At 74.7% G+C, this 26,232-nt stretch carries 25 protein-coding genes; 13 read left to right on the forward strand and 12 right to left on the reverse strand.

Going from position 1 to position 26,232, the window contains the following annotated elements; all coding sequences use genetic code 11:
- Positions 1-137 precede the first annotated feature (137 nt).
- On the forward strand, positions 138-3,905 hold the full coding sequence (locus ABZ452_RS16970; RefSeq protein WP_357943532.1) for a CHAT domain-containing protein: 3,768 nt from the start codon (positions 138-140) through the stop codon (positions 3,903-3,905).
- Positions 3,906-3,926: 21 nt separating this feature from the next.
- Here ABZ452_RS16970 and ABZ452_RS16975 read toward each other — a convergent pair whose 3' ends face one another.
- From ABZ452_RS16975 to abc-f, 3 genes are all read right to left on the reverse strand, one after another.
- Positions 3,927-5,468, reverse strand: a complete 1,542-nt coding sequence (locus tag ABZ452_RS16975; RefSeq protein ID WP_357943534.1) for a long-chain fatty acid--CoA ligase — start codon at positions 5,466-5,468, stop codon at positions 3,927-3,929.
- 107 nt (positions 5,469-5,575) lie between these two features.
- Complete coding sequence (locus ABZ452_RS16980; protein WP_357943536.1) at positions 5,576-6,724, reverse strand: acyl-CoA dehydrogenase family protein; 1,149 nt, start codon at positions 6,722-6,724, stop codon at positions 5,576-5,578.
- A 43-nt stretch (positions 6,725-6,767) separates the two neighbouring features.
- The gene (gene abc-f / locus ABZ452_RS16985; protein ID WP_357943539.1) at positions 6,768-8,405 is read right to left on the reverse strand and encodes a ribosomal protection-like ABC-F family protein; all 1,638 of its coding nucleotides are present in this window, start codon (positions 8,403-8,405) and stop codon (positions 6,768-6,770) included.
- A 270-nt stretch (positions 8,406-8,675) separates the two neighbouring features.
- Here abc-f and ABZ452_RS16990 point away from each other — a divergent pair, with 270 nt between their 5' ends.
- Positions 8,676-10,019 carry a glycoside hydrolase family 18 protein gene (locus ABZ452_RS16990; RefSeq protein WP_357943541.1) on the forward strand — a complete coding sequence of 448 codons (1,344 nt, stop codon included), beginning with the start codon at positions 8,676-8,678 and terminating at the stop codon, positions 10,017-10,019.
- A gap of 98 nt (positions 10,020-10,117) precedes the next feature.
- Here ABZ452_RS16990 and ABZ452_RS16995 read toward each other — a convergent pair whose 3' ends face one another.
- On the reverse strand, positions 10,118-10,669 hold the full coding sequence (locus ABZ452_RS16995) for a DUF5872 domain-containing protein (RefSeq protein ID WP_357943543.1): 552 nt from the start codon (positions 10,667-10,669) through the stop codon (positions 10,118-10,120).
- 31 nt (positions 10,670-10,700) lie between these two features.
- Between ABZ452_RS16995 and ABZ452_RS17000 the strand changes: the two genes are divergently transcribed.
- Entirely contained in the window at positions 10,701-10,844 is a 144-nt protein-coding gene (locus tag ABZ452_RS17000) for a hypothetical protein (RefSeq protein WP_357943545.1), read from the forward strand.
- A gap of 51 nt (positions 10,845-10,895) precedes the next feature.
- Here ABZ452_RS17000 and ABZ452_RS17005 read toward each other — a convergent pair whose 3' ends face one another.
- On the reverse strand, positions 10,896-11,480 hold the full coding sequence (locus ABZ452_RS17005) for an ABATE domain-containing protein (RefSeq protein ID WP_357943547.1): 585 nt from the start codon (positions 11,478-11,480) through the stop codon (positions 10,896-10,898).
- A gap of 127 nt (positions 11,481-11,607) precedes the next feature.
- Here ABZ452_RS17005 and ABZ452_RS17010 point away from each other — a divergent pair, with 127 nt between their 5' ends.
- The 6 genes from ABZ452_RS17010 (at position 11,608) to ABZ452_RS17035 (ending at position 15,792) form a co-directional block, all read left to right on the forward strand.
- A complete protein-coding gene (locus ABZ452_RS17010; protein WP_357943549.1) occupies positions 11,608-12,618 on the forward strand; it encodes a LacI family DNA-binding transcriptional regulator in 1,011 nt (336 codons plus the stop codon).
- A gap of 132 nt (positions 12,619-12,750) precedes the next feature.
- Positions 12,751-13,197, forward strand: coding sequence for a YbaB/EbfC family nucleoid-associated protein (locus ABZ452_RS17015; protein WP_357943551.1), 447 nt, complete (start codon positions 12,751-12,753; stop codon positions 13,195-13,197).
- Positions 13,194-13,520 (forward strand): type VII secretion target, encoded by a 327-nt coding sequence (locus ABZ452_RS17020; protein WP_357943553.1) that lies wholly within the window; start codon positions 13,194-13,196, stop codon positions 13,518-13,520. The genes ABZ452_RS17015 and ABZ452_RS17020 overlap by 4 nt, the downstream gene beginning before the upstream one ends.
- A complete protein-coding gene (locus ABZ452_RS17025; protein WP_357943555.1) occupies positions 13,517-14,218 on the forward strand; it encodes a hypothetical protein in 702 nt (233 codons plus the stop codon). The genes ABZ452_RS17020 and ABZ452_RS17025 overlap by 4 nt, the downstream gene beginning before the upstream one ends.
- Positions 14,219-14,229: 11 nt before the next feature.
- The gene (locus ABZ452_RS17030) at positions 14,230-15,069 is read left to right on the forward strand and encodes a hypothetical protein (RefSeq protein ID WP_357943557.1); all 840 of its coding nucleotides are present in this window, start codon (positions 14,230-14,232) and stop codon (positions 15,067-15,069) included.
- Positions 15,070-15,102: 33 nt separating this feature from the next.
- Positions 15,103-15,792: a hypothetical protein gene (locus tag ABZ452_RS17035; protein ID WP_357943559.1), complete on the forward strand. Its 690-nt coding sequence runs from the start codon at positions 15,103-15,105 to the stop codon at positions 15,790-15,792.
- On the opposite strand, the gene ABZ452_RS17040 is transcribed toward ABZ452_RS17035, so the two are convergent.
- The gene (locus ABZ452_RS17040; protein WP_357943561.1) at positions 15,782-16,675 is read right to left on the reverse strand and encodes a hypothetical protein; all 894 of its coding nucleotides are present in this window, start codon (positions 16,673-16,675) and stop codon (positions 15,782-15,784) included. The genes ABZ452_RS17035 and ABZ452_RS17040 overlap by 11 nt on opposite strands.
- A 103-nt stretch (positions 16,676-16,778) precedes the next feature.
- Here ABZ452_RS17040 and ABZ452_RS17045 point away from each other — a divergent pair, with 103 nt between their 5' ends.
- The gene (locus ABZ452_RS17045) at positions 16,779-17,228 is read left to right on the forward strand and encodes a VOC family protein (protein ID WP_151462675.1); all 450 of its coding nucleotides are present in this window, start codon (positions 16,779-16,781) and stop codon (positions 17,226-17,228) included.
- A 43-nt stretch (positions 17,229-17,271) separates the two neighbouring features.
- On the opposite strand, the gene ABZ452_RS17050 is transcribed toward ABZ452_RS17045, so the two are convergent.
- Positions 17,272-18,234, reverse strand: a complete 963-nt coding sequence (locus tag ABZ452_RS17050) for an N-acetylmuramoyl-L-alanine amidase (RefSeq protein WP_357943564.1) — start codon at positions 18,232-18,234, stop codon at positions 17,272-17,274.
- Positions 18,234-18,404, reverse strand: coding sequence for a hypothetical protein (locus ABZ452_RS17055; protein ID WP_357943566.1), 171 nt, complete (start codon positions 18,402-18,404; stop codon positions 18,234-18,236). The genes ABZ452_RS17050 and ABZ452_RS17055 overlap by 1 nt, the downstream gene beginning before the upstream one ends.
- Positions 18,405-18,576: 172 nt before the next feature.
- Between ABZ452_RS17055 and ABZ452_RS17060 the strand changes: the two genes are divergently transcribed.
- Positions 18,577-20,154 (forward strand): FMN-binding glutamate synthase family protein, encoded by a 1,578-nt coding sequence (locus ABZ452_RS17060; RefSeq protein ID WP_357943568.1) that lies wholly within the window; start codon positions 18,577-18,579, stop codon positions 20,152-20,154.
- 10 nt (positions 20,155-20,164) lie between these two features.
- Here the strand turns inward: ABZ452_RS17060 and ABZ452_RS17065 are convergent, their stop codons facing one another.
- Positions 20,165-20,782, reverse strand: coding sequence for a VOC family protein (locus ABZ452_RS17065; RefSeq protein ID WP_357943570.1), 618 nt, complete (start codon positions 20,780-20,782; stop codon positions 20,165-20,167).
- Positions 20,783-20,995: 213 nt separating this feature from the next.
- Here ABZ452_RS17065 and ABZ452_RS17070 point away from each other — a divergent pair, with 213 nt between their 5' ends.
- Entirely contained in the window at positions 20,996-23,230 is a 2,235-nt protein-coding gene (locus ABZ452_RS17070) for a hypothetical protein (RefSeq protein ID WP_357943572.1), read from the forward strand.
- Between the two features lie 43 nt (positions 23,231-23,273).
- On the opposite strand, the gene ABZ452_RS17075 is transcribed toward ABZ452_RS17070, so the two are convergent.
- Entirely contained in the window at positions 23,274-24,272 is a 999-nt protein-coding gene (locus ABZ452_RS17075) for a YafY family protein (RefSeq protein WP_357943574.1), read from the reverse strand.
- Positions 24,273-24,373: 101 nt separating this feature from the next.
- On the opposite strand from ABZ452_RS17075, the gene ABZ452_RS17080 reads away from it, so the two are divergent.
- Positions 24,374-24,835: a VOC family protein gene (locus tag ABZ452_RS17080; protein WP_357943576.1), complete on the forward strand. Its 462-nt coding sequence runs from the start codon at positions 24,374-24,376 to the stop codon at positions 24,833-24,835.
- 19 nt (positions 24,836-24,854) lie between these two features.
- Here ABZ452_RS17080 and ABZ452_RS17085 read toward each other — a convergent pair whose 3' ends face one another.
- Both ABZ452_RS17085 and ABZ452_RS17090 read right to left on the reverse strand, forming a co-directional pair.
- A complete protein-coding gene (locus tag ABZ452_RS17085; protein ID WP_357943578.1) occupies positions 24,855-25,463 on the reverse strand; it encodes a dihydrofolate reductase family protein in 609 nt (202 codons plus the stop codon).
- 94 nt (positions 25,464-25,557) lie between these two features.
- On the reverse strand, positions 25,558-26,148 hold the full coding sequence (locus tag ABZ452_RS17090) for an NAD(P)H-dependent oxidoreductase (protein WP_357943580.1): 591 nt from the start codon (positions 26,146-26,148) through the stop codon (positions 25,558-25,560).
- Between the last annotated feature and the right edge of the window lie 84 nt (positions 26,149-26,232).

The raw sequence follows: 26,232 nt of genomic DNA on the forward strand, positions 1-26,232 counted from the left end.
GCTTCCGCTGCCACAGTAGCGACCGGGGCACGCCGCCACCGTCCCCAAAGGCTTGTCGTCGCCCCGCTTCCGCCCACCGGCCGGGGCGGGCAGGATGGGCACCGGAGATCGCAGGCCGACGCGGGGATCGAGTGGCGATGTCGAGACGGACCACCAGTGCCGCCGTACGCCGGGTCGCGGCGCTGCTCGCGGAATACGAGCAGACCGGCGACCCGTCCGTCCTCACGGGACCGGACCTGTCGGCCGACGCGCACCTCCTCGCCGCGGCGGCCGGTGACCGCGGCGCCGGCCGGTCCGCGGCGCGGGAGCTGGCCCGGCTGCACTGGTACCGCTACCTCGACCTGCCCGGGCTGGACGGCCTGCGGGAGCGCCGGGCCGCCGTCGCGCTGTTCCGGCAGGGGTGCCGCGACGACCCGGACGCGGTGCCGGAGCTGATCCGGGACGAGCAGCCGGAGGCCGGCCGGCCCGACGGCCCGCGGCTGTCCGACGTCCTGCTCAGCCCGCAGCAGGCCGGCCGGATCGCGGGGCTCCGGGACCGGCACCGGGCGGGTTCCGACAAGGCCCTGCGGATGCTCGTCACGCTCTACCGGGAGTGGTTGCCGTACCTGGCCCGCGACCGCGACGAGGCGGCGGACCTGCTCCGTGCCGCGCTGCTGACCGACCTGGCCGAGGCGTTGACGGCCCTGGCCGAGGAGGGCGGGGACGCCCGGACCTACGACGAGGCCCTGGACGCCGTGTCCCAGGCCCTGGCCGCCACCTCGGCGCGGGATCCGCACCGGGTGCACCGGCTGGTCCGCCGCGGCGAGCTGTTCGAGCTCTATTTCGACCGGGGCGCCGGCCCGCGGGCCCTGGAACTGGCCGTCGGCGACCACCGCCGCGCCGCACAGCTCGCCTGGGGGCGGCAGCCCACCGATCCGCGGGTGGTGGCACGGCTCGGCGCGGCGCTGTGCCGGCTGCACGACATCCCGGAGCAGGCGTCGGTGGCGCTCCTGCTCGAGGCGACCGCCGCCTGGCGCGACGCGGTCCTCACCATGCCACCCGACCATCCGGGGGCGGCCCCGGCCCTCGAGCGGCTGAACACCGTCGTCAACCAACTGGTCCAGGAGATCGGTGCGGATCCGGCCGGCACCATCGTCACCGCCTCCGACCGGCCGGCGGTGCTCGACCGGCTGCTGGGGCGGGCCGAGGAAACGGCCGGACGCGTCACAGTGGATACGGCACCGTCGGCGCTGACCGAAGCGTACGAGTCGGCCGCCGTGCTGGTCGCCGCGGTGCCGGGCTTCGATCCCCGGCGGGCGCGGGCCCTGCTCCTGCTCGGCGAGGCGGAGCTGGCCCGCTGGGAACACGGCGGCGAACTGGCGGGCGCCGCGCGGGCGGCGTCCTGGGCGCAGCTGACCCTGGACGCCGCCGGGCCGGGGCACCCGCTGCGGCGGGAGGCGCTGAACCTGCTGGCGGGCGCGGCCGCCGACGCGGGGGTGCACGGGCAGGTCGAGCACCTGGTCGAGGTCGCCGTCTCCGCGGCGCGCGCGGCGCTCGACCTGGCCGACGGTCAGCCGGACACGCGCCCGCAGCAGCTCGCGGTCCTCGCCGGCGCCCTGTCCGACGCCGGCTGGCTGGCCGAGGACCCGGAACTGCTGGACGAGGCGCTGCGCCACCAACGGGAGGCCCTGAAGCAGACGCCCGCGCAGCACGAGGCGTATCCGATGCGGCTCATGCGGCTCGGTGGCATCCTGTCCCGCCGGGCCGTGCTGGCCCCCGACGACGCGCTGCTCGCCGAGGCGGTGGAGACCAGCCGGCGCGCCGCCGAGGCGCTGCCCGCCGGCGACTCCCGCCGGGTCGGCTTCCTGCACAACCAGGCGAGCAGCCTGGCCCTGCACTCGGTGCGCCGGGCCGACGAGGCCGGCCTGCTGGCGGCCGAACGCACGTTCCGCGAGGCGCTCGCCCTGCTGCCGCCGGAGCACCCGGACCAGCCCCGGATCGGCAGCTCGATCGCGGACACCCGGTTCCAGCGGTACCTGCTGGGCGGTGATCCCGACGTGCTGGCCGACGCCGTGCGGCTGGCCCGGGAGGCGGTGGCGCAGACCCCGACCGGGCACCACTGGTGGCCGCTGCGGGCCCGGCTGCTCGCCCGGGCCGCGGCCGCGCTTGCCCGGGCGGGCGGCCCGGACGCCGACCGGGCGCGGGCGGAGGCCATCTCGACGTACGCCGCCATCGCCGCGTCGCCCGTGGTGGAGCCGGAAACCGCGATCGACGCGGAACGCCAGCAGGCCGAGCTGGCCCGGGAGGCCGGCGACCCGGCGGCCCGGCTGGCCGCCCTGGAGCGGGCGGTGCGGCAGCTGCCCGCCTCGGTCGACCGGTCGTCGTCGGGGCACCGCCGGCTGGGCACGGTCGCGGCGCTGGGCGGGGTGGCGACCGAGGCGGCCGCCGCGGCGATCGCGGCGGGCGACGCCGACGGGGCCGTCGAACTCCTGGAACGCGGCCGGGGCCTGCTGTTCCACGAGGCGCTGGGGATCCGCGGCGGCCGGGTGGAGCTGCGCGCGGTCGACGCCCGGCTCGCCGCGGAACTGGACCGGATCGACCGGAAGCTGGCCGAGGCGGACGCCTACACGCAGGTCCGGAAGTTCACCGTCCAGGTGGAACGCCGGACGGAGTCCGGCGAGGTGCTGGCCAGCTCCACCAGGGACTGGGACCCCCGACCGGTCTGGCTCGCCCAGACCCGGCAGCTCGCCGCCGAACGGGACCGGGTGGTCGAGCGGATCCGGCGGCTGCCGGGATTCGGCGACTTCCTCCGACCGCCGTCGATGCCGCTGCTGCGCCGCCGGCTGGCCGGGATGCCGGTCGCCGTCGTCACCACCCACGGCGACCGGGGCCACGCCCTGCTCGTCCCGGCGGACCCGGAGCGGCCCGTGCGGCCGGTGCCCCTGCCCGGCCTGCGCGCGGCCACGGTCCAGCGGCACGTCGTGACCTGGTACGCCGCGGTGGCCGACGCGACCGACCCGACCGTACCGTTCGACCGGCGCGCCGCCGCCCAGGAGGAGCTGCACGGCATTCTGGCCTGGCTGTGGGACGCCGTCGCCGGGCCGGTGCTCGACCTGCTGGCCCCCGTGGACGGCCCGCCGCCACGGATCTGGTGGTGCCCGGCCGGCCCGCTGGCCCGGCTCCCGCTGCACGCGGCCGGGCACCACCGCGAGCCGGGCGGCCGGCGTACCGTCCTCGACCGCGCGGTGTCGTCCTGGACGCCGACCCTCACGGCTCTGGCCCACGCCGGTGCGGACCGGCCGCCCCGGCAGGCGGCCGCCACGGCCGCCGTCGTCGGCGTGCCGACCGCGCGGGACCTGCCGGCGCTGTCGCAGGTACGCGCCGAGGTCGAGCAGGTCGCCCGGCTGATGCCCGGTTCCACGGTGCTGGCGGGGACCGAGGTGGCGCCCGACGCGGTCGAGGACGCGCTCCGGGCGCACCCGATCGCGCACTTCGCCTGCCACGCCGAGGCCGACACGCGCATCGCCTCGATGCTGACCGGCGGGCTGCGCATCGGCGGCGGGCGCTCGCTCAGCCCGCACATGGTGGGCTCCTACCAGCTGGAGCGGGCCGAACTGGCCTTCCTGTCCGCGTGCGGCTCCGCCGCGACGCACCCCCGGCTGACCGACGAACCGCTGCACCTGGCCGCCGCGTTCCAGCTCGCCGGCTTCCGGGGGGTGATCGGCACGACCTGGCGGACCCCGGACAGCGCGCGGGTGGCCGCCGCGTTCTACGCCGGGCTGACCGACGGCGGCACCCGCCCGCCGGACACCGCGGCGGCCCCCCGGGTGCTCGCCGAGACGGTACGGGCCGTCCGCGAGGAGTTCCTGGCGACGCCGACCCGGTGGGCCGGCCATCTCCACGTCGGACTGAACCGGCCGCTGTGAGCGCGCCGACCGCCGGGGTGCTCAGTCCACCGGCGGCGCCACCGTGCGACGCAGCTCCCGCTTGAGCACCTTGTGGCTCGGCCCGATGGGCAGCGCGTCGACGTAGCGGACCTGGCGCGGGTACTTGTGGCGACCCAGGTGTGCGCGGGACCAGTCGATCAGCTCCTGCTCGGCGGGCAGGCCGGGGCCCGCCGGATCGGCCACCACCACGGCGCATACCTCCTCGCCGTGGCGGGGGTCGGGCACGCCGATCACGGCCACCTGGCCGACGGCAGGGTGCCGGGCCAGGACCTCCTCGACCTCGCGGGGGTAGACGTTGAAGCCGCCCCGGATGATGAGGTCCTTCTTGCGGTCCACGATGGTGATGAACCCGTCGGCGTCCTTGCGCCCCAGGTCGCCGCTGCGGAACCAGCCGTCGACCACCGCCTCCGCGGTCGCCTCGGGCCGGCCGAGGTAGCCGGCGAAGACGTTGTGCCCGCGGATGACGATCTCGCCGAGCTCGCCGGTCGGCAGCAGCTCGATCCGGTCGTCCAGGTCGGCGCGGGCGATCTCCACCTCGACGCCCCAGACCGGGTGCCCGATGGTGCCGGGCCGGGTGCCGAAGTGCGGCTGGTTGGTCGTCGCCGTGGGCGAGGTCTCGGAGAGCCCGTAGCCCTCGAAGATCGTCGTGTGGAAGGCGGCGTGGAACCGTTCCAGCACGGCCACCGGCAGCGACGCCCCGCCGGAGACGCACAGCCGCAGCCGGGGCAGGGTGGCCCGGTCCCGGGCGGCGTCGAGCAGCGCCACGTACATGGTCGGCACGCCGTGGAAGACGTTCACCCCCTCGGCCAGCATGAGGTCGACGGCGGCCGGCCCGCTGAACCGGCTCAGCAGCACCAGGGTGGCGCCGACGCGGAAGGTGCCGTTCATCGCCACGGTCTGGCCGAAGCTGTGGAACAGCGGCAGGCAGCCGAGCACCACGTCGGTGTGCCGTGCGTCGTTGGCGTCGAAGACGTTGACGGTGGCGTTCATGACCAGGTTGAGGTGGGTGAGCAGCGCCCCCTTGGGCACACCGGTGGTGCCGCTGGTGTAGAGCACCACGGCGGTGTCCTCGGCCTGCCGGGTGACGTACGACGGCAGCGCGGGCACCGGCTCGCTCACCTCCTCCAGCCGGGACACGCCGGTGCCACCCGGCCCGACGGTCACCAGCGGGACGCCCGCCGCCGCGGCGGCCGCCGCGCCCAGGGCGAGCTGCGAGCCGTGGCAGACCAGCAGCTTCGCGCCGCTGTCGCGGAGCACGTGCACCGCCTCGTCGACGGTCAGCAGCAGGTGCACCGGCACCAGCACCGCGCCGGCGGCCAGGGCGCCGTAGTAGACCCGGGGGAAGTCGACCACGTTCGGAGCCAGCAGGGCCACCGGATCGCCCGGTGCGACGCCCAACTCCCGCAGGCCGGCGGCGTAGCCACGGGCCTGCCGCCACAGCTCGGCGTAGCTGACCCGGATGTCGCCGTCGACCACGGCCACGGTGTCCGGGTGCCGGCGGGCGGCCTCGGCCAGCACCATGGCCAGGGACAGCGCGGTCACCGGGCCGCCCTCCGGAACGGGCGGCCGGTCGACGCGGCCGACCTCTCGATGCGGGCGTAGCTCCTCATGCCGGATCCCCTCCCCGGGTCGGTGGGTTCGTCCTGTGGTCAGAAGGCGTTGACGCCGGTGAGCGCGCGTCCGATGAGCAGTTGCTGGATCTGGCTGGTGCCCTCGTAGAGCGTCATGACGCGGGCGTCCCGCAGGTACTTGCCAGCGGGGAACTCGTCGATGTAGCCGTACCCGCCGAAGACCTGGACGGCGTTGTTCGCGGCGCGGACGGCGGCCTCGCTGGCGAACAGCTTGGCCATCGAGGCCTCGGTGGCGAACGGCTCGCCGCGGTCGACGAGGTCGGCCACCCGCCACACGAGCAGGCGGGCGGCGGCGGTGTCGACCGCGATGCCGGCGATGAGCTGCTGCACGAGCTGGTGGCCGGCGATGGGCTTGCCGAACTGGCTGCGCTGCCCGGCGTAGCCGACCGCGGCGTCCAGGCAGCCCTGCGCGATGCCGACGCAGCCGGCGGCCACCGACATCCGGCCCTTGGCCAGGGTGGCCAGGGCGAGCCGGAAACCGCCGCCCTCCGGGCCGAGGCGCGCCGAGTCGGGCACCCGGACGGCGTCGAATCGGAGTTCACCGGTGGCCTGCCCGCGCAGGCCGAGCTTGCCGTGGATCTGCCTCCGGGTGAGCCCGGCGGCCCCGGTGGGCACCAGGAACGCGGTGATGCCCCGGTGCCCGGGGCCGCCGGTGCGGGCGAAGACCAGCGCCACGTCGGCGGTGCTGCCGTTGGTGATGAACGTCTTCGTGCCGGTGATCAGCCAGTCGCCGCCGTCGCGGACCGCCCGGGTACGCAGCGCGGCGGCGTCCGAGCCGCTGTCCGGTTCGGTGAGCGCGAAGCAGCCCAGCGCCGCGCCGGAGCAGAGCCTGGGCAGCCACTCCTCCCGCTGGGCGGCCGACCCGTGCGCGGCGACGGACTTGGCGACCAGCCCGAGCGACACCGAGACGATGCCCCGGACGGCCGAGTCGCCCCGGCCGAGCTCCTCCAGCACGAGGCAGTAGGTGAGGTGGTCGCCGCCGGACCCGCCGGCTTCCTCGGGGACGGTGAGCCCGAGGAAGCCGAGCCGCCCCAGCTTCCCGACGATGTCGGGGTCGACCTCCTCCCGCCGGTCCCAGGCCGCCGCGTGCGGCACGACCTCACGGTCGACGAACTCGGCGGCGAGCCGGCGGGCCGCCACCTGCTCGGCGGAGAGCTGAAGGTCCATCGGCTTAAACTAGCGGCGCAAGTTTAAGTCCGTCCAGACCCGCTCAGGCCGGATCGGGCGCGGGCACCTCGCGGAGCCGGCCGGCGTCGAGGCGGAGCCACCGCCGCACGCCGATCTCGGCGAGGAACCGCTCGTCGTGGCTCACCACCACGAACGCTCCCCGGTACGCGCCCAGGGCGTTCTCCAACTGGCCCGCGCTGACCAGGTCGAGGTTGTTGGTCGGCTCGTCCAGCAGCAGCAGGTGCGGCGCCGGCTGCGCGTACAGGACACAGGCGAGGGTGGCCCGCAGGCGTTCGCCGCCGGAGAGCACGCCGACCGGCAGGTGGGCCCGCGCGCCGCGGAAGAGGAACCGGGCGAGCAGGTTCATCCGCTCCGCCGGCGGCCGGTCGGGGGCGTACGCGGCGAAGTTCTCCGCGACCGTCCGGTCCGGATCGAGCAGGTCCAACCGCTGCGACAGGTACGCGACCCGGCCCTCGCCCCGGCGTACCTGGCCGCCCTCCGGGTCGAGATCGCCCTGGAGCAGCCGGAGCAGGGTGGACTTGCCGGCGCCGTTGGGCCCGGTCAGGGCGATCCGTTCGGGCCCCCGGATGGTGAGGTCCACCCCGTCCTCGGCGAAGACGGCCCGCCCGTCGTGGTGGACCTGCATCCGCTCCCCCGCCACGACCGTCCGGCCGGCGGGCACGGTGGTCTCCGGCAGGTCGACGGTCAGCGCCTGGTCCTCGCGCAGCGCCTTGCTGGCCTCGTCGAGCCGGGACTGGGCCTCGCTCACCCGGTTGGCGTGCGTCTGGCGGGACCGGCCGGCCGACTCCTGGGCGCTGCGCTTGAGCCCGCCGGCGACGATCCGGGCCAGGCCGGCGCTGTCGAGGTTGCGGGCGGCGTTGCCGGCCCGGCGTTCGGCCCGCTCCCGGGCCTGCTGCATCTCCCGCTTCTCCCGCTTCACCTCCTGCTCGGCGCCGCGCACGGTGCGCTCGGCCGCCTCCCGGGCCGCCCGGGTGGCCTCCTCGTACGCGGTGAAGTTCCCGCCGAACAGGCGCACCTCCCCGCGGTCGAGTTCGGCGATGCGGTCCATCCGGTCCAGCAGGGCCCGGTCGTGGCTGACCAGCAGCAGGCAGCCGGACCATTCCTGGAGCACCGTGTAGAGGCGGTGCCGCGCGTCGAGGTCGAGGTTGTTGGTCGGCTCGTCGAGCAACAGCACGTCGGGGCGGCGGAGCAGTTGCGCGGCGAGGCCGAGGGAGACGACCTGCCCGCCGCTGAGGGTGGCCAGCCGCCGGTCGAGCGGGACGTCCCCCAGACCCAGCCGGTCGAGTTCGGCCCGGCTGCGCTCCTCCACGTCCCAGTCGTCGCCGACGGTGGTGAAGTGTTCCTCGGCGGCGTCACCGGACTCGATGGCGTGCAGCGCCCCGAGCACCGCGTCGACGCCCAGCACCTGGGCCACGGTCAGGTCGCCCGCGAGGGGCAGGTTCTGCGGCAGGTAGCCGAGCACGCCGTCCACGGTCACGGCGCCACCGGTGGGGGTGAGGTCGCCGGCGATGAGCCGCAGCAGCGTGGTCTTGCCGGCGCCGTTCGGCGCGACCAGGCCGGTGCGGCCGGGCGGCACGGTGAAGGACAGGTCCTGGAAGACGGGGGTGTCGTCCGGCCAGGAGAAGGAGAGGTTGGTGCACACGACACAGGTGTCGGACATCGAAAGAGACCCTCAAGGGTTGAGCCGGGCAGGGCACGGCCGCCCGGATGACGAGACAGGGATGCGACGAGGTGGGCCGGGATCACCCGGAGATGTCGTCGTCGCCCGTCATGTCTGTCTCCTTCGAGTCGGCGCGCGGTCGATCAGGGCGCGCACCCACCAGCCTAGCAACTCCGCGCGGCGCTCTTGACCTCGATTGCCGACCGGCTTAGCTTCATCGATCAGAAAGGTCTCTTAACTAATCCCGCTCCGTCCGCCGTGGGAGTGCCGATGCGACCGTTCCGCCACCGCCGCCTCACCGCCCTCGTCGCCCTGTCGACCCTGCTGATCACCGCCGGTCCACCGAGGGCCGCGAGCGCGGCGGACGGGTCCGCCCGCCGGACCGGGTACCACCGGGTCGGCTACTTCACCCAGTGGGGCATCTACGGCCGGGCCTTCCCGGTGAAGAAGCTCGACACGTCCGGGGCGGCGAGCCGCCTCACCCACGTCAACTACGCCTTCGGCAACATCAGCGCCGACGGGCGCTGCTATGTGGACGGTGGGCCGGGCGAGGGGGACGCCTGGGCCGACTACCAGCGCACCGTCCCGGCCGAGGAGAGCGTCGACGGCGTCGCCGACGCCTGGGGCGAGCCGCTCAACGGCAACTTCGGCCAGCTGGCCAAGCTCAAGGCGCGGCACCCCGACCTGAAGGTGCTCATCTCGCTGGGCGGCTGGAGCTGGTCGACGTACTTCTCCGACGCCGCCCGCACCGACGCCTCCCGCCGCGCGTTCGTGGCCTCCTGCATCGACCTCTACCTCAAGGGGAACCTGCCGGTCCTGGACGGCGGCAGCGGTGGCCCGGGCGCGGCCGCCGGCGTCTTCGACGGCATCGACCTGGACTGGGAGTGGCCGAACTGGCCCGGCGAGCCGGGCAACGTGATCCGCCCCGAGGACCGGGAGAACTTCACCAAGCTGCTCGCCGAGTTCCGCCGGCAACTCGACGCGTACGGCCGGCAGGCCCGCCGGCACTACGCGCTGACCGCGTTCCTGCCGGCGAACCCGGCCACCATGGACGCCGGCTACGAGGGCCGGAAGATCTTCCGGTACCTCGACTTCGCCACCGTGCAGGGATACGACTTCCACGGTTCCTGGGATCCGGTGACCAACCAGCAGTCGGCGCTGCGCGTGCCGGCGGGCGCGCCGGACGACCCGGACTTCTCCGCCGAGGTGGCGATCGACGGCTGGCTCGCCCGCGGGGCGCCGCGCGGGAAGCTGGTGCTGGGCATCCCCTACTACGGGCGCGGCTGGACCGGCGTGACCGGGGGCGGGGACGGGCTGTTCCAGCCCGCGGCCGGGCCGGCGCCGGCCACCTTCGAGGCCGGCTCCGAGGATTACAAGCAGCTCAAGACCCTTGCCGGCAAGGGCTACACCGTCCACCGCGACCTGCGCGCCGGGCATGCCTGGTTGTTCGACGGCACGACCCTCTGGACGTACGACGATCCGGTGGTGGTGCTCCAGAAGACGCTCTACATCCGACGGGCCGGCCTGGCCGGGGCGATGGTCTGGTCGCTCGACGGCGACGACGACAACGCGACGTTGACCAGGACGATCAGCCTCGGTCTCACGACGCCGTAGCGCGGCCCGCCGCCCCCGCCGCGGGCCGTCCTCCGGGCCCGCGGCGGGGGCCGGCGCCGTCCCGCCGGCCGCTCGCTGCCGGCGGGCCCGACCCCTCGTCAGCGCCGGGCCAGTTCCGACTCCAGCCGCTGGACGAGCGTCTTGCGGTCCTTGCCACCGCGCTCGCGCCGCAGCGCCGCCCGAAGCTGGCGGGTGTCGAGGCCACGGACCAGCTTGACCGCCTCCGTGACCGGCAGGTCCGACAGGGATCCGGCGGCGTCGGCCGCCTTACGGGCGCGCTTCGCTGGCCCGGTGTTGGCCACGAACTGCCGCCCGGACCGGGACGCCTGCCGCTTCTTCGTGTCGGTGTCGCGCCGCTGCTCGTCCGAAAGCTGTTCCCACGCCCGTTTGGGCAGGTAGCGCGCGGTCTCACCGTTGCGGCGCGCCCGGGTGGAGCCCGACCGGGTCTGCCACTCCTCGGCGCCCCAGCGCTGCAGTGAGCGCTGCCGCTGGTCCCTGGGTCCCTCGAAGCCCCCGCCGCGCTTCTTGTACTCGTTGGTGAGCAGTTGCGACTTGCGTGCCGACCACTGCCCCGGCCGGCCGCCCTTGTCGGAGGCCTGGATCTCCTCCTTGAGCCGCTCCCGGAGTTCGGGCTTCGTGTACCTGGCCATACCGGAGGCGTTCCCGCCGACGGCGGGTCACATGCGTCCAGCCGGCGTCACCGGCGCCGATCCCGCCGTCGGGTTCCTGGCCCACGCCCGCGACCGGGTCCGCGACCGGGCCGCCTTCGAGGTCGGTGCCGCCCGCGCGCTGCCGGTGGCCGGCGCGCGGCACCGCCGGTCGTGACCGCGCTCGCCGTGCCCAGGGCCCGGCCGGGCGGCGCGCCCGGCTGCCGGGTCAGCCGTCCCGGCCGGTGTCCGGCGTCCGGGACCGGCGGTCGCGGCGGACGGCGTAGGCCCGGCGCATCTTGACGTAGTTGCCGCATCCGGCCATGGAGCACCAGCGACGCGCCTGGTTGCGGGAGGCGTCGTAGTAGGCCCACCGGCAGGTGTCCCGGTCGCACACCTTGAGCCGGGTCCACACCTGGTCCTGCGCGCACTGCCGGATCGCCTCGACCAGGGCGGCCATCGCCACGTCGAGAGGCCCGGTCCGGGCGGGGACGAGGCGCGGACCGCCGCCCGCGAGCGTCATCCGCACGGGCACGGCGGCCAGGGCCTCGTCGAGGCGGCGCAGCGCCCCGGGGTCGGCGGGGTGGCCGGCGTGCCCGAGCAGCACCGCCCGCAGGCCCTCGCGGACCGTACGGGCCACGGCGAGGTCCGCCGAACCCAGCCGCGCGCCCGCGGGGATCACCCCTCGCTCGGTGAGCCAGTCCCGCAACGCGTCCGGCGTGGTCAGCAACTCCTCGTCGACCTGCGGCTCGAAGGTGTTGACGAAGTCGCGCACCAGCCGCACGGCGGCCGGCACCGGTCGCTCGTCGCTCACCTCGTTCTCCCTCCCGTCCACACCAGCGTAGTGCCTTGACCGGTGTAGCTCGCTCTGGGATCGTCGGGTGTGTACACCAGCAAAGGCGGTTGGCTGGTGTCAGAAGGGCGGAGTGAGAGGACGGATCGTGGCCACCACGCTCAGGGACGTGGCGCGGCACGCCCGCGTGTCGGTGAAGACGGTCTCGAACGTCATCAACGACCACCCGCACGTCAGCGACGACGTGCGTCGCCGTGTGCGGGCGGCCGTCGGCGAGCTGGGCTACCGCCCCAACCTCGCGGCCCGAACCCTGCGCACCGGCCGCACCGGCCTGCTCGCGCTCATCGTTCCCGACATCGAGGCGCCCGGCCTGCAAGGGTTGGCGCGTGAGGTCGTCCGGGCGGCGACCGGCCGGGGCTTCCGGGTCGTCGTCGAGCATCTCGGCCCCGCCACCGGGCGTCCCGAACCCCTGGCGCACCCGGGGGCGCCGCCGGGCGTCGACGCCGTCCTGATCGGCACGGACACGGTGCCGCCCGGCCTGATCGAGGCCCACCTCGGCACCGGCACCCCCCTCGTCCTGCTCGGCGAGAGCCGTGACCCGCGCTGCGACCAGGTCGCTCTCGACGGCGTCCGCGCCGCGACGGACGCCGTCGAGCACCTGCTGCGCACCGGGCGACGGCGGATCGCCGCCATCGGCGCCCGCCCGGGTGAGGTCACCCGGCCGGCGCAGCCCCGCACCCTCGGCTACCAGCGGGCGGTCCGCCGGGCCGGACTCGACCCACCCGCCGGCTACCTGCGGGCCACCGCCCAGCATCGCTACGAGGACGGCTACCAGGCCGCCCGGTGGCTGTTCGCGCACCAGCACCGCCCGGACGCCCTCTTCTGCTACTCCGATCGGCTCGCCATCGGCGCCCTGCGGGCCGCCGCCGACGCCGGGCTGCGGGTGCCCGCGGACCTGGCCGTGATGGGGTTCGGCGATAGCGAGGAGGGTCGCTACTCCCGACCGACGCTGACCTCCGTCTCCGCCGATCCCACGTTCCTCGCCCGGGAGGCGGTCGCGCTGGTCAGCGCCCGGCTGGACCGTCCGGACGCCCCGCCCGCCCGGATCACCGCGCCGCACGCGATCCTGCCCCGGGAGAGCACCCGCCCGGCCGGGTGACCATCCGCGGGTCCACTGTGGTTTCGGCGCGGCACGCGGATGTGAAGGCGTGTCCTACAATCGACGCCGCCCTGCGAGGTGCTGGGATCAGCAGCCTTCACGGGAACCGGGCCGACTCGGGGGAGGCGCATGGTGAGCGGGGCTCTGAGCGGCGGCGGTGTGTTGGACCCGGACGGCGCCATGGACCAGATGCGGGCCTGGAAGGGCCGCATCGACAAGCTCGCCGCGGACACCAAGGCGATGAGCGACCGCCTCCAGGAGCTGCGGGTCACGGCCGAGGACGACAACGGGCTGGCCGAGGTCACCGTCGACTCCAGCGGCGCGCTGCTGGACCTGCGCCTGGGCCGGCAGATCCAGCGGGTCTCCCCCGAGGTGGTCGCCCAGGCGGTCATGGACGCGATCCGCCGGGCGAAGGGCCAGCTCGCCGACCGGTCGCAGGAGATCATCGCGGAGACGGTCGGCACCGGGTCGGCGGCCGCCCGGGCCATCGCCGAGCGGGTGGGCCGGCAACTGCGCCCCGATCCGGATCCCGGCGGGGGCGAGCCCGGCTCCTACGACGGCCACGGCTGGCAGCGATGAGCGGCCCGGCCGGCTGGGCGGCCGACCCGGAGCAGATCCGCGCGCACGCCGCGTACGTCGAGGGGTTGCGCGCCCGGTTCGAGGCGGTCCGCGGCGCGAGCGCCCACATCGCGCGGGACGACCAGGCGTACGGGCTGCTGTGCGGGTGGATCTCGGGGATCCTGGAGGACCGGCACACCCGCCAGGACGAGCTGGTCGCGTACGTCGACGAGAACCTCAAGCTGGTCGCCGACGGCCTGCGCCGCACCGCCGACAACTACGACGGCGTGGACGGTGACGCGGCGAGCTCGATGGACGCGATCATCCGGCGGCTGCGGGCATGACCGACGATTCGCTGGTCGCCGACGTCCGGTCCACCCGGGAGGTGTGGACGGGCTCGTCGCTGGCCGACGGCGTCGAGGGCCTGGTGGACGCCATCCGCAGCGAGGGCTGGGTGGACGACCTGCTCGCCGGGGCGGCCTTCGGGCTGGATGTCGCCGCCACGGTGCTGGACCCGTTCAGCGCGTTGCTGGCCAACGGCATCGGCTGGGCGATGGAATACTTCGAGCCGCTGCGGGAGATGCTCGACTGGCTCACGGGCATGCCCGACGTGGTCGCGTCGCACGCGGCGACCTGGGACAACATGGCCGGCCACCTGCAGCGGATGGCGGCCGACCTGCAGGCGCACCTGGCCGGCGACCTGCCCGACTGGCGGGGGCACGCCGCCGAGGCGTACCAGTCGCTCATGAAGAACAACGTGGACGCGATCGCCGGCCTGGGGGGCGCGTCCGCGGCGATGGCGGCCGCCACCCAGGCCGCCGGGAACCTCGTCTCGTTCACCCGCGACATCGTCCGGGACCTCATCGCGGATCTCGTGGCGCGTGTCATCGTCTGGGCGGTCGAGGCGATCTTCGTGGTGACCATCCCGGTGATCGCCGCGCAGATCACCGCCGCCGTGCTCAAGTGGGCGGGCCGGATCCTGAGCTACACCACGGCGCTCGTCACCAGCCTCACCAACCTGTCCAAGCTCGTCAACGGCTGACCGGGGGAATCGTGGCGAAGCCCAAGGGACCGCACGGCGGCACCGGTGACGGCGGGAACGTCGGCGACGGCGGGCATGCCGGTGACGGCGGGGAGGTCGGCGACGGCGGTGTGCCCCGGCAGCGCGGCGGCGGCCAGCACGGCCGGCCCACCACGGTCGCCGAGACCCACCGGGCCGTCACCGAGGCGGCGGAGAGCGGCCGGCCCGGCGGGCCGAGGTCCACCGACGGCAAGCCCACCGAGGGTGATGCCGACGCGCAGCGCCCCCAGAACGACCCGGAGCTGGACAAGCACGACCCGAAGAGCCTGGAGGAGATCGCCAAGGCGCGCAAGCAGATCGCCGATCAGCTCCAGGACATGGTCGACGACGCGTGGGACCACGTCGACCAGAACCGGGACTCGATCCTCCAGCGGGAGGGCTACCAGCGGCAGCGGGAGAAGCTCATCGAGAAGGGCTACCCGGAGGACGTGGCGGACCTCATCGTGGAGCGTACGGCGATGGGCACCGAGGCCCACCGTGGGCTGGCCAACGCGATCGACAGCGAGGCGACCTCGATGCTGGACCCGGAGACGGGCTTCCGGCTGCGCACCGAGGTCGGCTACGACGCCCAGGGCGTGGAGACGCCGAAGGTGACCGACCAGGACTTCCGGCCGGACGTCATCCTGGAGCGGCAGTACAAGGACGCGGCGACCGACGAGCTGGACTGGGAGGTCGCGCACGCCTACGACCTCAAGACCGGCCTGAAGACCGGCATCGAGCCGAGCTGGGCCAACAAGGTGCAGCGGGTGCTGGGCCTGCCCGAGCCGCCGGAGGAGCTACGGCCGACGCAGCGGCCGCTGAGCGTAGACTGACCGCGCCCGGTCACCGACCCGGGAAAGGTGCGTATGTCCTCTGTTGACACGGCGCGGCGGTGGCGGCAGCTCCTCACCGACCTGCGCCCCGACCTGCCGGGCGAGTGGACGCCGCGGGGCGGCGGCCTCGACACGGTGCTGGCGCGCGAGCCGTTGGGGTGGTCGCTGGCCTGGATCGGCTGGTCCGGCTCGCCCACCCGGCCCGTGGGCTGGGTGGCCGCCGGGGTGCAGCCGCTGGTGGCGCCCTTCACCAGCTGGATCATGACGTACGGCGTCCGGATGGACGAGGTCCGGTCCGGTCCGCCGACGGTCGACCTGTCCAGCGACGAGGCGGTGGAGCAGGCCCGGCGGTTCGTGCTGGACGCCGGCCTGGAGAAGATCGACAAGTGGCCGGCCGAGCGGCTCGCCGACGTGGCCGAGCGCGACTTCGCCCAGGATCCGCGGCGGCGGCGCACCCACTGGCACCAGCTGCCCGGCTGGCGGGTCGTCAACGGCACGGCCTCCCCCGTCGAGCCGGCGACCCAGCTCGCCGAGCTGTGCCGGGAGCGGGCGGCCGAGTCCTCCGGCACGGGCGCGCGGCAGCTGGCGGAGCAGGCCGCGTTCTACGACGGGCTCGTGCGGGCCTGGCACCACGGGGAGCGGGACGCCGCGCTCCGCTTCCTGACCGCGCAACGGGATCAGGCGCTGGCCGCCCGGAAGCTCGACGCGGCGCTCACCCCGTAGGTCGGTCCAGCCGCGCCACGACCGGCGCCAGCGCCTCGGGCAGCCGCATTTGCACGGCCCCGCCGGGCTCCCCCGGCACGACGCGGACCGGGTGGAACTCGCCACCGTGCCACCAGAAGACCCGCTCGGAACAGGGGTCGGGGGCGGCCTCGAACATCGAAGCGGTCAGCCGGTGCAGGGCCACCACGGCGTCCCGCACCCGGTTGTCCACCCGGTGCAGCAGCACCGCGCTGTACTGCGGCGCCGTCACCAGCGCGCCGTGCTCGGCGCCCTCGGGCAGGAACCGCTTGACCGACATGAGGGCGGTCGTCACGAACGGGTTGCCGTCGGCGGCGAGCAGGCGCACCGACCCACCGCCGGGCAGCTCGTGGTCGCGCACGTCGAGGGTGGCCAGTTCGTGCTCCACGGTCTGCCGCACGGCGATGCGCACCAGCTCCGCGGGCTCGCGGCCGAGCCGGGCGGCCTGGGCGAGGGTCAGCAGGTCCAACCGCTCGGGGCGGTTCACCACCACCGTCGCGGTGAAGTGCCCGCCGTACGGCACGGCCAGGTAGTCGTCGGCCTCCGTGGTCGCGGCGGCCGGGGTGAGGCGCAGCCGGAGCTGTGCGATGTCGACCGGCCCCAGATCGGCGGAGACGCTGTCCGGCAGCTCCCGGCGTACCGCCGCGACCCAGTCGGCCACCAGGTCGGGCCACGCCTGCCGGGGCTGGTCGAGACAGCTGCGCAGCAGCGGGACCAGGGACACCCGGGCCCGGCCGCCGGGGACGGCGACGACGATCTCGTCGTGGTCGGCCGCGACGCGCGCGCCCGGCAGTCGAGCCGGCAGCGCGTCCTCGACCAGGGTGCGGACGTTGCCCATCAGGTCTTCGTTCTGCGACGACGCCACGGTGCATTCATACCATCGGCTCGCGAACGGCGGCGAACCCCGGAGCCGGCCGGGTGTGGTCCGCGGGCGCCCGGGTAACCGGCGGGCCGAGGGAGGGGATGTCGTGACGGATGAGGCACCGGACTACTTCCAGCCCGAACACGGCCTGGTCGTCACCCACCTGCTGATCGTGCGGGACGTGGACCGCTCGCGGGAGTTCTACCGTGACGTCCTGGGCGCCACGGTGGTGCGTGACCGGCGGCCCGCCGTGCTCCGCCTGCACAACAGCTATCTCGTGCTCAACGACGAGGGTGGCCCGACCGACGACAAGCCGACCGTGACGGCGCGGGCGCCGACCGGGTCGGACACGCTCAGCGGGGCGCTCAACATCCGGGTCACCGACGTCCGGGCCGTCTACGAGCTGTGGCGTTCCCGGGGCGGTGAGTTCCTGACCGAACCGAAGGACCACGGCGTGGAGATCCGGTGCTACCTGCGCGACCCCGACGGATACCTGATCGAGCTGGGCCAGGGCACCGGGATCCTGGCGGAGATGGGCCGGCCCGTGCCGGGCTGACCCCCCGGCCGGGCACTCCCGGCCGGGGTTCCGGCGTGGGCGGTCAGACCCGGGTGAGCCGGACGGCGTCGGCGATGACGAGGCCGCCGGCCGTGCTCCACCGGCTCACCGCCACCCGGTTGGCGTCCCCCGCCGGCAGGGCGAAGGTGCCGAGGGTACGCCACTGGCCGCCGGTCGCCCGCTGGTCGACGGAGACGGTCCGGTTGCCGGTCGTGGTGGCGATGATGTACGGCGTCGCGCCGTTGTAGCCGGCGTTGGCCGGCCACCAGGCGTCCACCCGGTAGTTGCCGGCGGCCGGGACGTTGAACCGGTACCAGGCCGGGTCGCTGGCGGCGACCGGGTCCGCGTAGCGGTAGTCCGCGCCGTAGCGCTGCCCGGAGTAGGACGACACGCCCCAGCTCGCGCTGGCGGTGAAGCGCCCGGAGGTGGCGTTGTCCACGATCGAGGACCAGGCCGGCGTACCGCCCATCCTGGCGGCGACGTCGGCGCGCATGACGTTCAGGTCGATGAAGGACGGGTCGATCTTGCCGGTGGTGCTGGTCTCCCGGTGCCCGCGGGCGTAGCTGGCGTCCCGGCCGAGCCGGGTGAGGACGGCCGCCGTGGCGGCGACGGAGGCGTCGTACTGGGCCGCCGTCATCTCCTGGCTGACCCCGTTGTAGTCGATCTCCCAGCCGATGAGCATGGTGTTGCCGTCACCGGCCGGGATCGGTCCGCTGCCGCCGCTGGTGCCGGCGTGGTTGCACCGGCCGGCCGAGATCACGTGGAACACGCCGTGGTAGTCGACGAGCGCCTGGCACAGCGGGCCGGCGAGGTCGGGCCGGCCGTTGATGCAGATGTTGAGCGCCGGGTGCGGGTTGGTGGCGCTGGAGGTGGACGCCGTGTGGTGCCACAGCACCCCGATGGGGTCGAAGGAACCGGGCCGCATCCGGTTGAGCCAGTCGCCCTCGACGACGACCTGCACCCCGGCCCCGCGCAGCACGTCCACGAGCCAGGGGATGGTCGCCATCAGGAGTCCCCGAGCAGGTCGGCCAGGCACTCGGGCTTCGGCGCGGCGGGCTGGGCCGGGGCGGCGCTCGCGGCGGCGGGCCGGGCGGCGACCGCGAGGGCGGCGGTCGCCAGGGCGGGGATGCCGAGCAGTCCTCGGCGCCGCAGGGAGACGGTTCGTGGCGTGGGCATGGCACTCCTTCAGCGACCGGTCGAGGAACGTTGGCGCGGACGCTATACCGTCACGAGCGTCTATGTCGATACCCTTCACTATCTGTCGTTCCGCTGAAGAAAATTGGCAACGCCGGTCGGCGCTCCCCGCGAGGCCGTTTGGCCGGCGGCCATCCCGGAAAGAGTGGGCGGCATGAGCTGGGCCCGTAGAGCCGTACCCGCCGCCGCCGTCGCCGCCGTCGCGGCCCTCGCCGCGCGCGACCTGCTGCAACGCGACCACGCGCTGCTGCGCAACTTCCCCGTCCTCGGCCGCGCCCGGTACCTGCTGGAGTCGATCGGGCCCGAGCTGCGCCAGTACATCGTGGCCGGTAACAACGAGGAGCGGCCGTTCACCCGCGACCAGCGGCGCTGGGTGTACGCGTCGGCCAAGCAGGAGAACAACTACTTCGGGTTCGGCACCGACAACGACATCGAGTACACCCCCGGCTACCCGATCATCAAGCACCGCACCTTCGGCCGGGCCGTGCCGCCGTCCTCCCCCGGCGCCGCGCACGACGTGACCCTCCCCTGCGCGAAGGTGCTCGGCGGGGCCCGGGGCCGGGCCCGCGCCTTCCGCCCGGAGTCGGTGGTCAACATCTCCGGCATGAGCTTCGGCTCGCTGTCGGGCAACGCCGTCGAGGCGTTGAACCGGGGCGCCGCCCTGGCCGGCTGCCTCCAGAACACCGGCGAGGGCGGGCTGTCGCCGTACCACCGCAACGGGGGTGACCTGGTCTTCCAGATCGGCACCGCGTACTTCGGCTGCCGGGACGAGCGCGGCCGGTTCGACCTCGCCCGGCTCAGGGACCTGGTGGCGGGCGCACCGGTCCGGGCGTTGGAGATCAAGCTCAGCCAGGGCGCGAAGCCGAGCCTCGGCGGCCTGCTGCCGGCCCCGAAGGTGTCCGCCGAGATCGCCGCCACGCGCGGCATCACGCCCGGACAGGACTGCGTCAGCCCGTCCCGGCACGCCGAGTTCTCCGACTGCGACAGCCTGCTCGACTGGGTGGAACTGCTCGCCGCCGAGACCGGCCTGCCGGTCGGCATCAAGTCCGCCGTGGGCGACCTGGGCTTCTGGGAGGAGCTGACCACGCTCATGCGCGACACCGGCCGCGGCGTGGACTTCGTGACCGTCGACGGCGGCGAGGGCGGCACGGGCGCCGCACCGCTGATCTTCACCGACTCGGTGTCGCTGCCGTTCCAGCAGGGCTTCTCGCGGGTCTACCGGATCTTCGCCGAACGGGACCTGCACGAGCAGGTGGTCTTCGTCGGCGGCGGCAAGCTCGGGCTGCCGGACAACGCCGTGGTGGCCTTCGCGCTCGGCGTCGACATGGTGAACGTGGGCCGGGAGGCCATGCTGGCGATCGGCTGCATCCAGGCGCAGAAGTGCCACACCGACACCTGCCCCACCGGGGTCGCGACCCAGAACCCGTGGCTGGCCCGGGGCCTCGACCCGGCCCGCAAGTCGGTGCGGGCCGCCAACTACATCCGGACGCTGCGGCGCGACCTGGTCAAGGTCGCCGAGGCGTGCGGCGTCGAGCACCCCGGGCTGATCGACACCGGCGCCGTCGAGGTCCTCGACGGCCGCACCGCCTCCACCCCGCTGGACCAGGTGTACGGGTACCGCCCCGGCTGGGGTCTGCCGTCCGCCGCCGACCGGGCCGAGATCATCCGGCTGATGACCGCCGAGGCGCCGCAGGGCGGCAGCGCGCCGCCCTCCCCGACCGCCGTGGGCTGAGCGGAGGCGGTCAGCTGGGCGGTTCCGCGCCCGACTGCTCGCTCACCAGGTAGGCCGCGTACCAGTCGGGCCAGTTCTCGTCCGTGGCGCCGATGCGCTTCTCGTGCTCGCCGTGCGCGGCGGCGGCGCGGCGGAGCGCACCGGCCAGGTCGGTGGCCGAGGTGTACGAGGTCAGGCCCGCCGCCATCCGCCCGGGCAGCCGGGTGGTGATCTCCTGGAGCAGCCACTCGTTGCCCTCGGGGTCGGCGAACGAGGCCCGGGAGACGTAGCTGCGGCGCTCCGGGTCCCGGCCGCCGACCGGGCCGCTGGGGCCCACGTGGAAGATGCCGGTCACGTCGACGCCGGCGGCGATCAGGTCGCTGCGGGCGGCCTCGATGTCGGAGACCACGAGGTACCCCTTCGCCGACCCCGGCGCGGCGGCGGTGAGGCTCGGGCCGAACTGGATCGAGCACCCCGAGCCCGGCGGCGTGAACTGGACGATGCCCGGCGGCGTCCGGTCGAGCCGCCAGCCGAGACGCCCGTAGAACTCCTTCGCGCGGTCGACATCCGCCACCGGGAGGACGACCACCTCGAGCTTCAGGTCCATGCTCCCGCTCGCGTCGTCGCTCCGGGCATCCGTCGCGCTCATCGCGGCCTCCCTGGGCTCGGTCCGGCGGCAGGGGCTCTCGCCCGTCACGTTACTGCCCGCTCGCCTGCCGGCCGCCCGGTTCCCGGCATCCCGCCGGCTCGGCCACGGCGCCCTTGATCCGGCGCCGAACGGGTAGACCGCACCCCTCCGGGTACGGGCGCGTCGGCGCCCGGCACCGGTCACTGCCACGGGAGATCGATGTCGGACACGCCGATGAGCGCGGACGAACGGCCGGTCGAGGTCGTGGAGTTGCGCGTGCACGGCGTCTCGGGCGCCGGCGCGGAGCAGGTGCTGGACCGGCCGAACGTCCACCAGGTGGCCGGTGACCGCAGCGGCGGCTTCTACCGGCCGCGGGCCGGCTACCCGGACACGACCGGGCCGGGCGGTGTGCTGCTGGAGGCGTACCTGTGGCGGGACCTTCCCTCCGGCAAGGCGGTCCGCACGCTGTCGCTGGTGTTCCTGCTCCCGTTCATGCTCGGCAACATGGCGATCTGGATGCACCCGCCCGGCACCGGGCTGCTGGGCGCGACCGTGAAGGCGCTCTGCCGGCTGCTCGCGCTGACGCTCACCGCGGTGTACGTGATCGCCGTGGCCGGGGTGGCGCTGGACCTCGTCGCCTGGAAATGCATGGGCACCCCGCGGTGCCTGACCGGCCGGAACTGGCTGTCCTGGCTCGGCGAGCGGCCGCCGGGACTGCGGCTGGCCGTGCTCGCCCTGGTCCCGATCGCGGCGGTGGCGCTGGTCTGGCGGCTGAGCAGCCGGCCGGGATGGACGTACTCGACGTTCCGCGGCCCGGCCACGGTATCCGGGGAGCACCAGCTCACGGCGGTCGGGCAGTGGGACGCCGCGCCGCTGGTGTCCCGACTGCGGGCCATCCACGTCGCCGCCGCCTTCGGCACGCTGGACGCCGTCCTGCTCGCCGCGCGCTCCGCCGGGGGGCGGGCGTCCGCGGTGAACACCGCACTGCTGGTGCTCACCGCGGCGGTGCTGACCACCTGCGTGGTGCTGGTCTGCGCCCATCCGCTGCTGGACCGCGCCACGCCGGCCCCGGGTGTCGACCGGAACCTGCGCCGCCTGCGAAGCGCGGCGTGCCTGCTCACCGGCGCCGTCGTCGTCGTCGTGGCGGCCGAGCCCGCGCCCTGGGCCGCCGCGACGGGCCTGCCCCGGTACGGGGAGATCGTCACCCTCCTCTTCGCCACGCAGACCGTCCTCCTGGTCGTCCTCGGGGCGGCCGTGCTGTGGGCGCGTCCCCGGGTGCCGGGCGGGCCCCGGCTGCGTGCGCTCGGCGCCCCGGTCATCGACGCCGTCGCCGCCGGGCTGGCGGTGGCGTACTCCGCCGAGCTGGTCTACCGGGTGGCCGACCTGCTGGACCGCAGCGCACCCACCTCCGCGCGGCTGGCCACCAGCCCGCCGCTGGCGTACAAGTGGGCGATCTTCGGTTTCTTCCTGGCGGTGACGGTCGCCGCGGTGGCCGGCGTCGTCGTGGCGGTGGCGTCCCGGCCCGCCCGCCGGCGTGCCGCCGCGGGCATCGTGGCCCGCGACCATCCCGATGCGCCGGCCGAGGCGGCCGAGCGGCTGCGCGAGGTCGAGAAGGTGATCGCGCAGGCCCGCTTCACCGAGCGGGTGACCCCGCTGGTCCTCACCTACGCCGCTCTCGCCGGGCTCGGGCTGGCCACCAGCACCCTGGGGCTGGCGCGGTGGTATCCCGGCGACGTGATCGACCGCTGGGCGCCCATCCCGGCCGACCTGGTGAACTTCGGGATCGGCCTGGGCAGCTACGTGATCGCCGCGGCGATCCTGGGGCTGGTCCTGGGCGGCCTGTTCGCCTACCGCACCCCCGAGTTCCGCCGCTACGTCGGCGTGCTGTGGGACCTGGGCACCTTCTGGCCCCGGGCGGCGCACCCGTTCGCGCCGCCCTGCTACGCCGAGCGGGCGGTGCCCGAGCTCAGCCGCCGGATCTGCTACCTGACCGGGCAGGGACACACCGTGCTGCTCGCCGGGCACAGTCACGGCTCGGTTCTGCTCGCCGCGACGGTGCTGCAACTGCCGCCGGAGGCCTGCGCGCGGGTGGCGCTGCTGACGTCCGGGTCGCCGCTGTCCCGGCTGTACGCCCACTGGTTCCCCGCCTATGTCCACGCCGACGTGCTGCACGAGGTCGGCCGGCGGGTCGGCTGGCGGTGGATCAACCTGTGGCGGGACACCGACGCGATCGGGGGGTGGATCTTCTCCCCGGACCGGCCGGACGGGCCACCTGCGGCCACTGGCCCGGCGGAGTCGGTGGACCGGCGGCTGCGGGACCCCCGGGACGTGGTCGCGCCGCCCAGTGACACCGTCCCGCCCCCGATCGTCAGGCACCTGCCGGGCGCGTCGGATCCGCGGCACAACGAGGCCGTCCGCGAACTGGCCGACCGCTTGCGGGCCACCGTCCCCGGCCCGCCGGCCGGTTGACCAGGGCGCCGGGGCCCCGGCCGGGCCGGTCCGGCGTGCCGGCTCAGGGCTGCGCCGGGCCGGGCGCCGGGGAGGTCGCCCCGCCGGCCGCCAGCAGCCGCTGCGCGAGCACGCGGCAGCGCTCCTGGAGCTCCGGCGGGTCGAGCACCTCGAAGTCGTGGCCCAGCAGCACCACGTGCATGAGCACGAAGTCGAGGCTGCCGGCGCCACTGACCACCTCGCAGCGCTCGCCGTCGCGCGGCCGGACCACGGCCGCGGACGCCGGGACCTGCGCGCGTACCGTGTCGGCCGGCGCGTGCACGAGGAAGCGCGCCCGGTGCCGGTAGGCCCGGCTCGCCACCCCCTCCTGCACGTGTGTCGCCGCGTCCGGCGCGGCGCGCGGGCGGAAGCGCCAGGTCCGTGCGGACACGTCGGTCATCCGGTCGACCCGGAAGCTGCGCCAGTCGCCGCGATCCAGGTCGTAGGCGAGGAGGTACCAGCGCCGGTCGGAGGCGACCAGGCGGTAGGGCTCGACCCGCCGCCGGCGCATCTCGCTCCCGGACGGGTAGTCGAAGCCGGCCTCGACCTCGTCCCGGCAGGCTCTGGCCAGCGTCATGAGCGCCTCGGGGTCGACCGGCGGCCGGCCTCCACCGAAGGACTCCACCGAGCCGGCGAGCGCGCGCACGTCGTGCCGCAGGCGGGTGGGCAGCACCCGGTCGAGCTTGGCCAGGGCCCGGAGCGCGGCGTCGGCCGCCCCGGCGACCGCGCCGCCCGCGCCGGCGAGCAGCGAGACCGCCGTGGCGATCGCCTCCTCGTCGTCGAGGAGCAGCGGCGGCAGGGCCCGCCCCGGGCCGAGCCGGTAGCCGCCGCCCACGCCCTGGCCGGCATGTACCGGATAGCCGAGCGTGCGCAGCCGCTCGACGTCACGCCGGATCGTGCGCGGCGTGACGCCGAGCCGGTCGGCGAGCTCCGGGCCGGTCCAGACCTGCCTCTGCTGGAGCAGCCCGAGCAGGGTGAGCACCCGCTCCGTGGTGCCCCGCTCGTCGCCGCCCGCCACGCCCATGTCACCCACCCTGTCCGCAATAGCGGACCGATCCTGTCCGCCAGGGGTGTCAGAGTAGGCGACACCCGCAGAGGCAACACCGCGACGAACGGAGCAACCCGATGAGCCGCCACTTCCAGGTCACCTTCGACGCCCACGACCCGCGGGCGCTGTCGTCCTTCTGGCGCGACGCGCTGGGCTACGTCCACCCCGGCCCGCCCGGGGTCGACCTGCCGGAGGGCGCCGACCCCCTCGCCGCGTGGGACGACTTCCTGGCCCGGATCGGCGTGCCGGAGGAGCAGCGCAACACGCGCTCGGCCATCGAGGACCCGGACGGGCACGGCCCCCGGGTGTTCTTCCAGCAGGTGCCGGAGGACAAGGTCACCAAGAACCGGGTCCACCTCGACGTCCGTGCCGCTCCCGGGTTGCAGGGAGAGGAGCGGATGGCGGCGCTGGAGGCCGAGTGCGACCGGCTCGTCGCGCTGGGCGCGAAGCGGGTGCGCCGCCACGACCCCGAGCCCCCGCTGAGCGCCGGCCACATCGTGCTGACCGACCCCGAGGGCAACGAGTTCTGCCTGGACTGACCGCTGCCCTCGGCGCGCCCTAGGCCGCGAGGTTGCCGTAGGTCGGCCGTCCCGCGGCCTCGTACGTCAGTTGCAGCGTGCCGTTGGGATGGCCGACCGACTCGGTGAGCCGGAACGCCGCCGGCATCGTGCCCTCGGCGAACAGCCGCTTGCCGGCGCCGAGCGTCAGCGGGTAGAGCCAGAGGTGCAGCCGGTCCACGACGCGCAGGCGCAGCAACGACTGCACCAGGTCGAGGCTGCCGATCACGTGGAGCGCGTCGTAGCGGTCCTTCAGCTCGGCGACCTCCTCGGCGAGGTCGCCGAGCAGCGTCGAACCCGCCCAGCCGAGCGGCTCGTTCAGCGTCCGGCTCGCCACGTACTTCGGCACCCGGTTGAGCAGCGCGGTGAACGGGATCTCCGCGGGCGCCGTCGGCCAGTAGCCGGCGAAGATCTCATAGGTCCGGCGGCCCAGCAGCAGCGCGTCCATGCTCCTGGCCTGCGCGAACATGGCCTCGCCGGTCTCGTGGTCCACCAGCGGCGCCTGCCACCCACCGTGGGCGAAGCCGCCGGCGCGGTCCTCGTCGGGCTGCCCCGGCGCCTGCGCCACCCCGTCCAGCGTCACGAACTCCGTCACGACCAGCTCGCCCATGGGACGCGTCCCCTTCCACTCCGTTGTCCGTCCCTCGGCAGACCGCGGCGCCGGCCGGAACTCATCGGTCGGACCCGGGGCACCGGCCCGGCCGCTACGCGCGGGACTGCGGTGTGGCCATGGTGGTGCCGGACCGCAGGGTCGCCAGGGCGCCGCTCCAGGCCACCAACTGGTCGAGCATCATGTTCACCGCGCCGACCTGGTGCTCGCTGGGCTTGAACACGCTGAAGTTCTCGAAGTCGGTGAAGAGGGAGAGCGCGACCTGGGCCCGCACATCCGCCATCTGCAGCTCGGCGACCACCAGGCGGAGGTGCTCCACCGCGCGGGTGCCGCCGACGCTGCCGTAACTGACGAACCCGGCCGCCTTGTTGTTCCACTCGGCGTAGAGGAAGTCGATCGCGTTCTTCAACGCACCGGAGGTGGAGTGGTTGTACTCCGGCGTGACGAAGACGTACCCGTCGAACGAGGCGATCCTCTCGGCCCACCGCAGGGTGTGCGGCTGGGTGTACTGGCCGAGCGACGGGGGTGCCATCTCGTCGAGGTGGGGCAGGTTGAAGTCCTTGATGTCGACGAGCTCGTAGTGGGCGTCGTCGCGCTGGGCGGCGATCTCGTGGACCCACCGGGCCACGGTCTCCCCGTTACGCCCGGGACGCGTGCTGCCGATGATGATGCCGATCCTGGTCATTGCCGTTCCTTCCGTCCGTCCGCCCGGTGACAGCGGGCGCGGCCGGCGTGTACCCGGTTGGCCTGGTTTCGAACGGCGGCACCG

The sequence above is a fragment of the Micromonospora sp. NPDC005707 genome, from assembly GCF_040631005.1.
In the GTDB taxonomy this organism is placed as follows: Bacteria; Actinomycetota; Actinomycetes; order Mycobacteriales; family Micromonosporaceae; genus Micromonospora.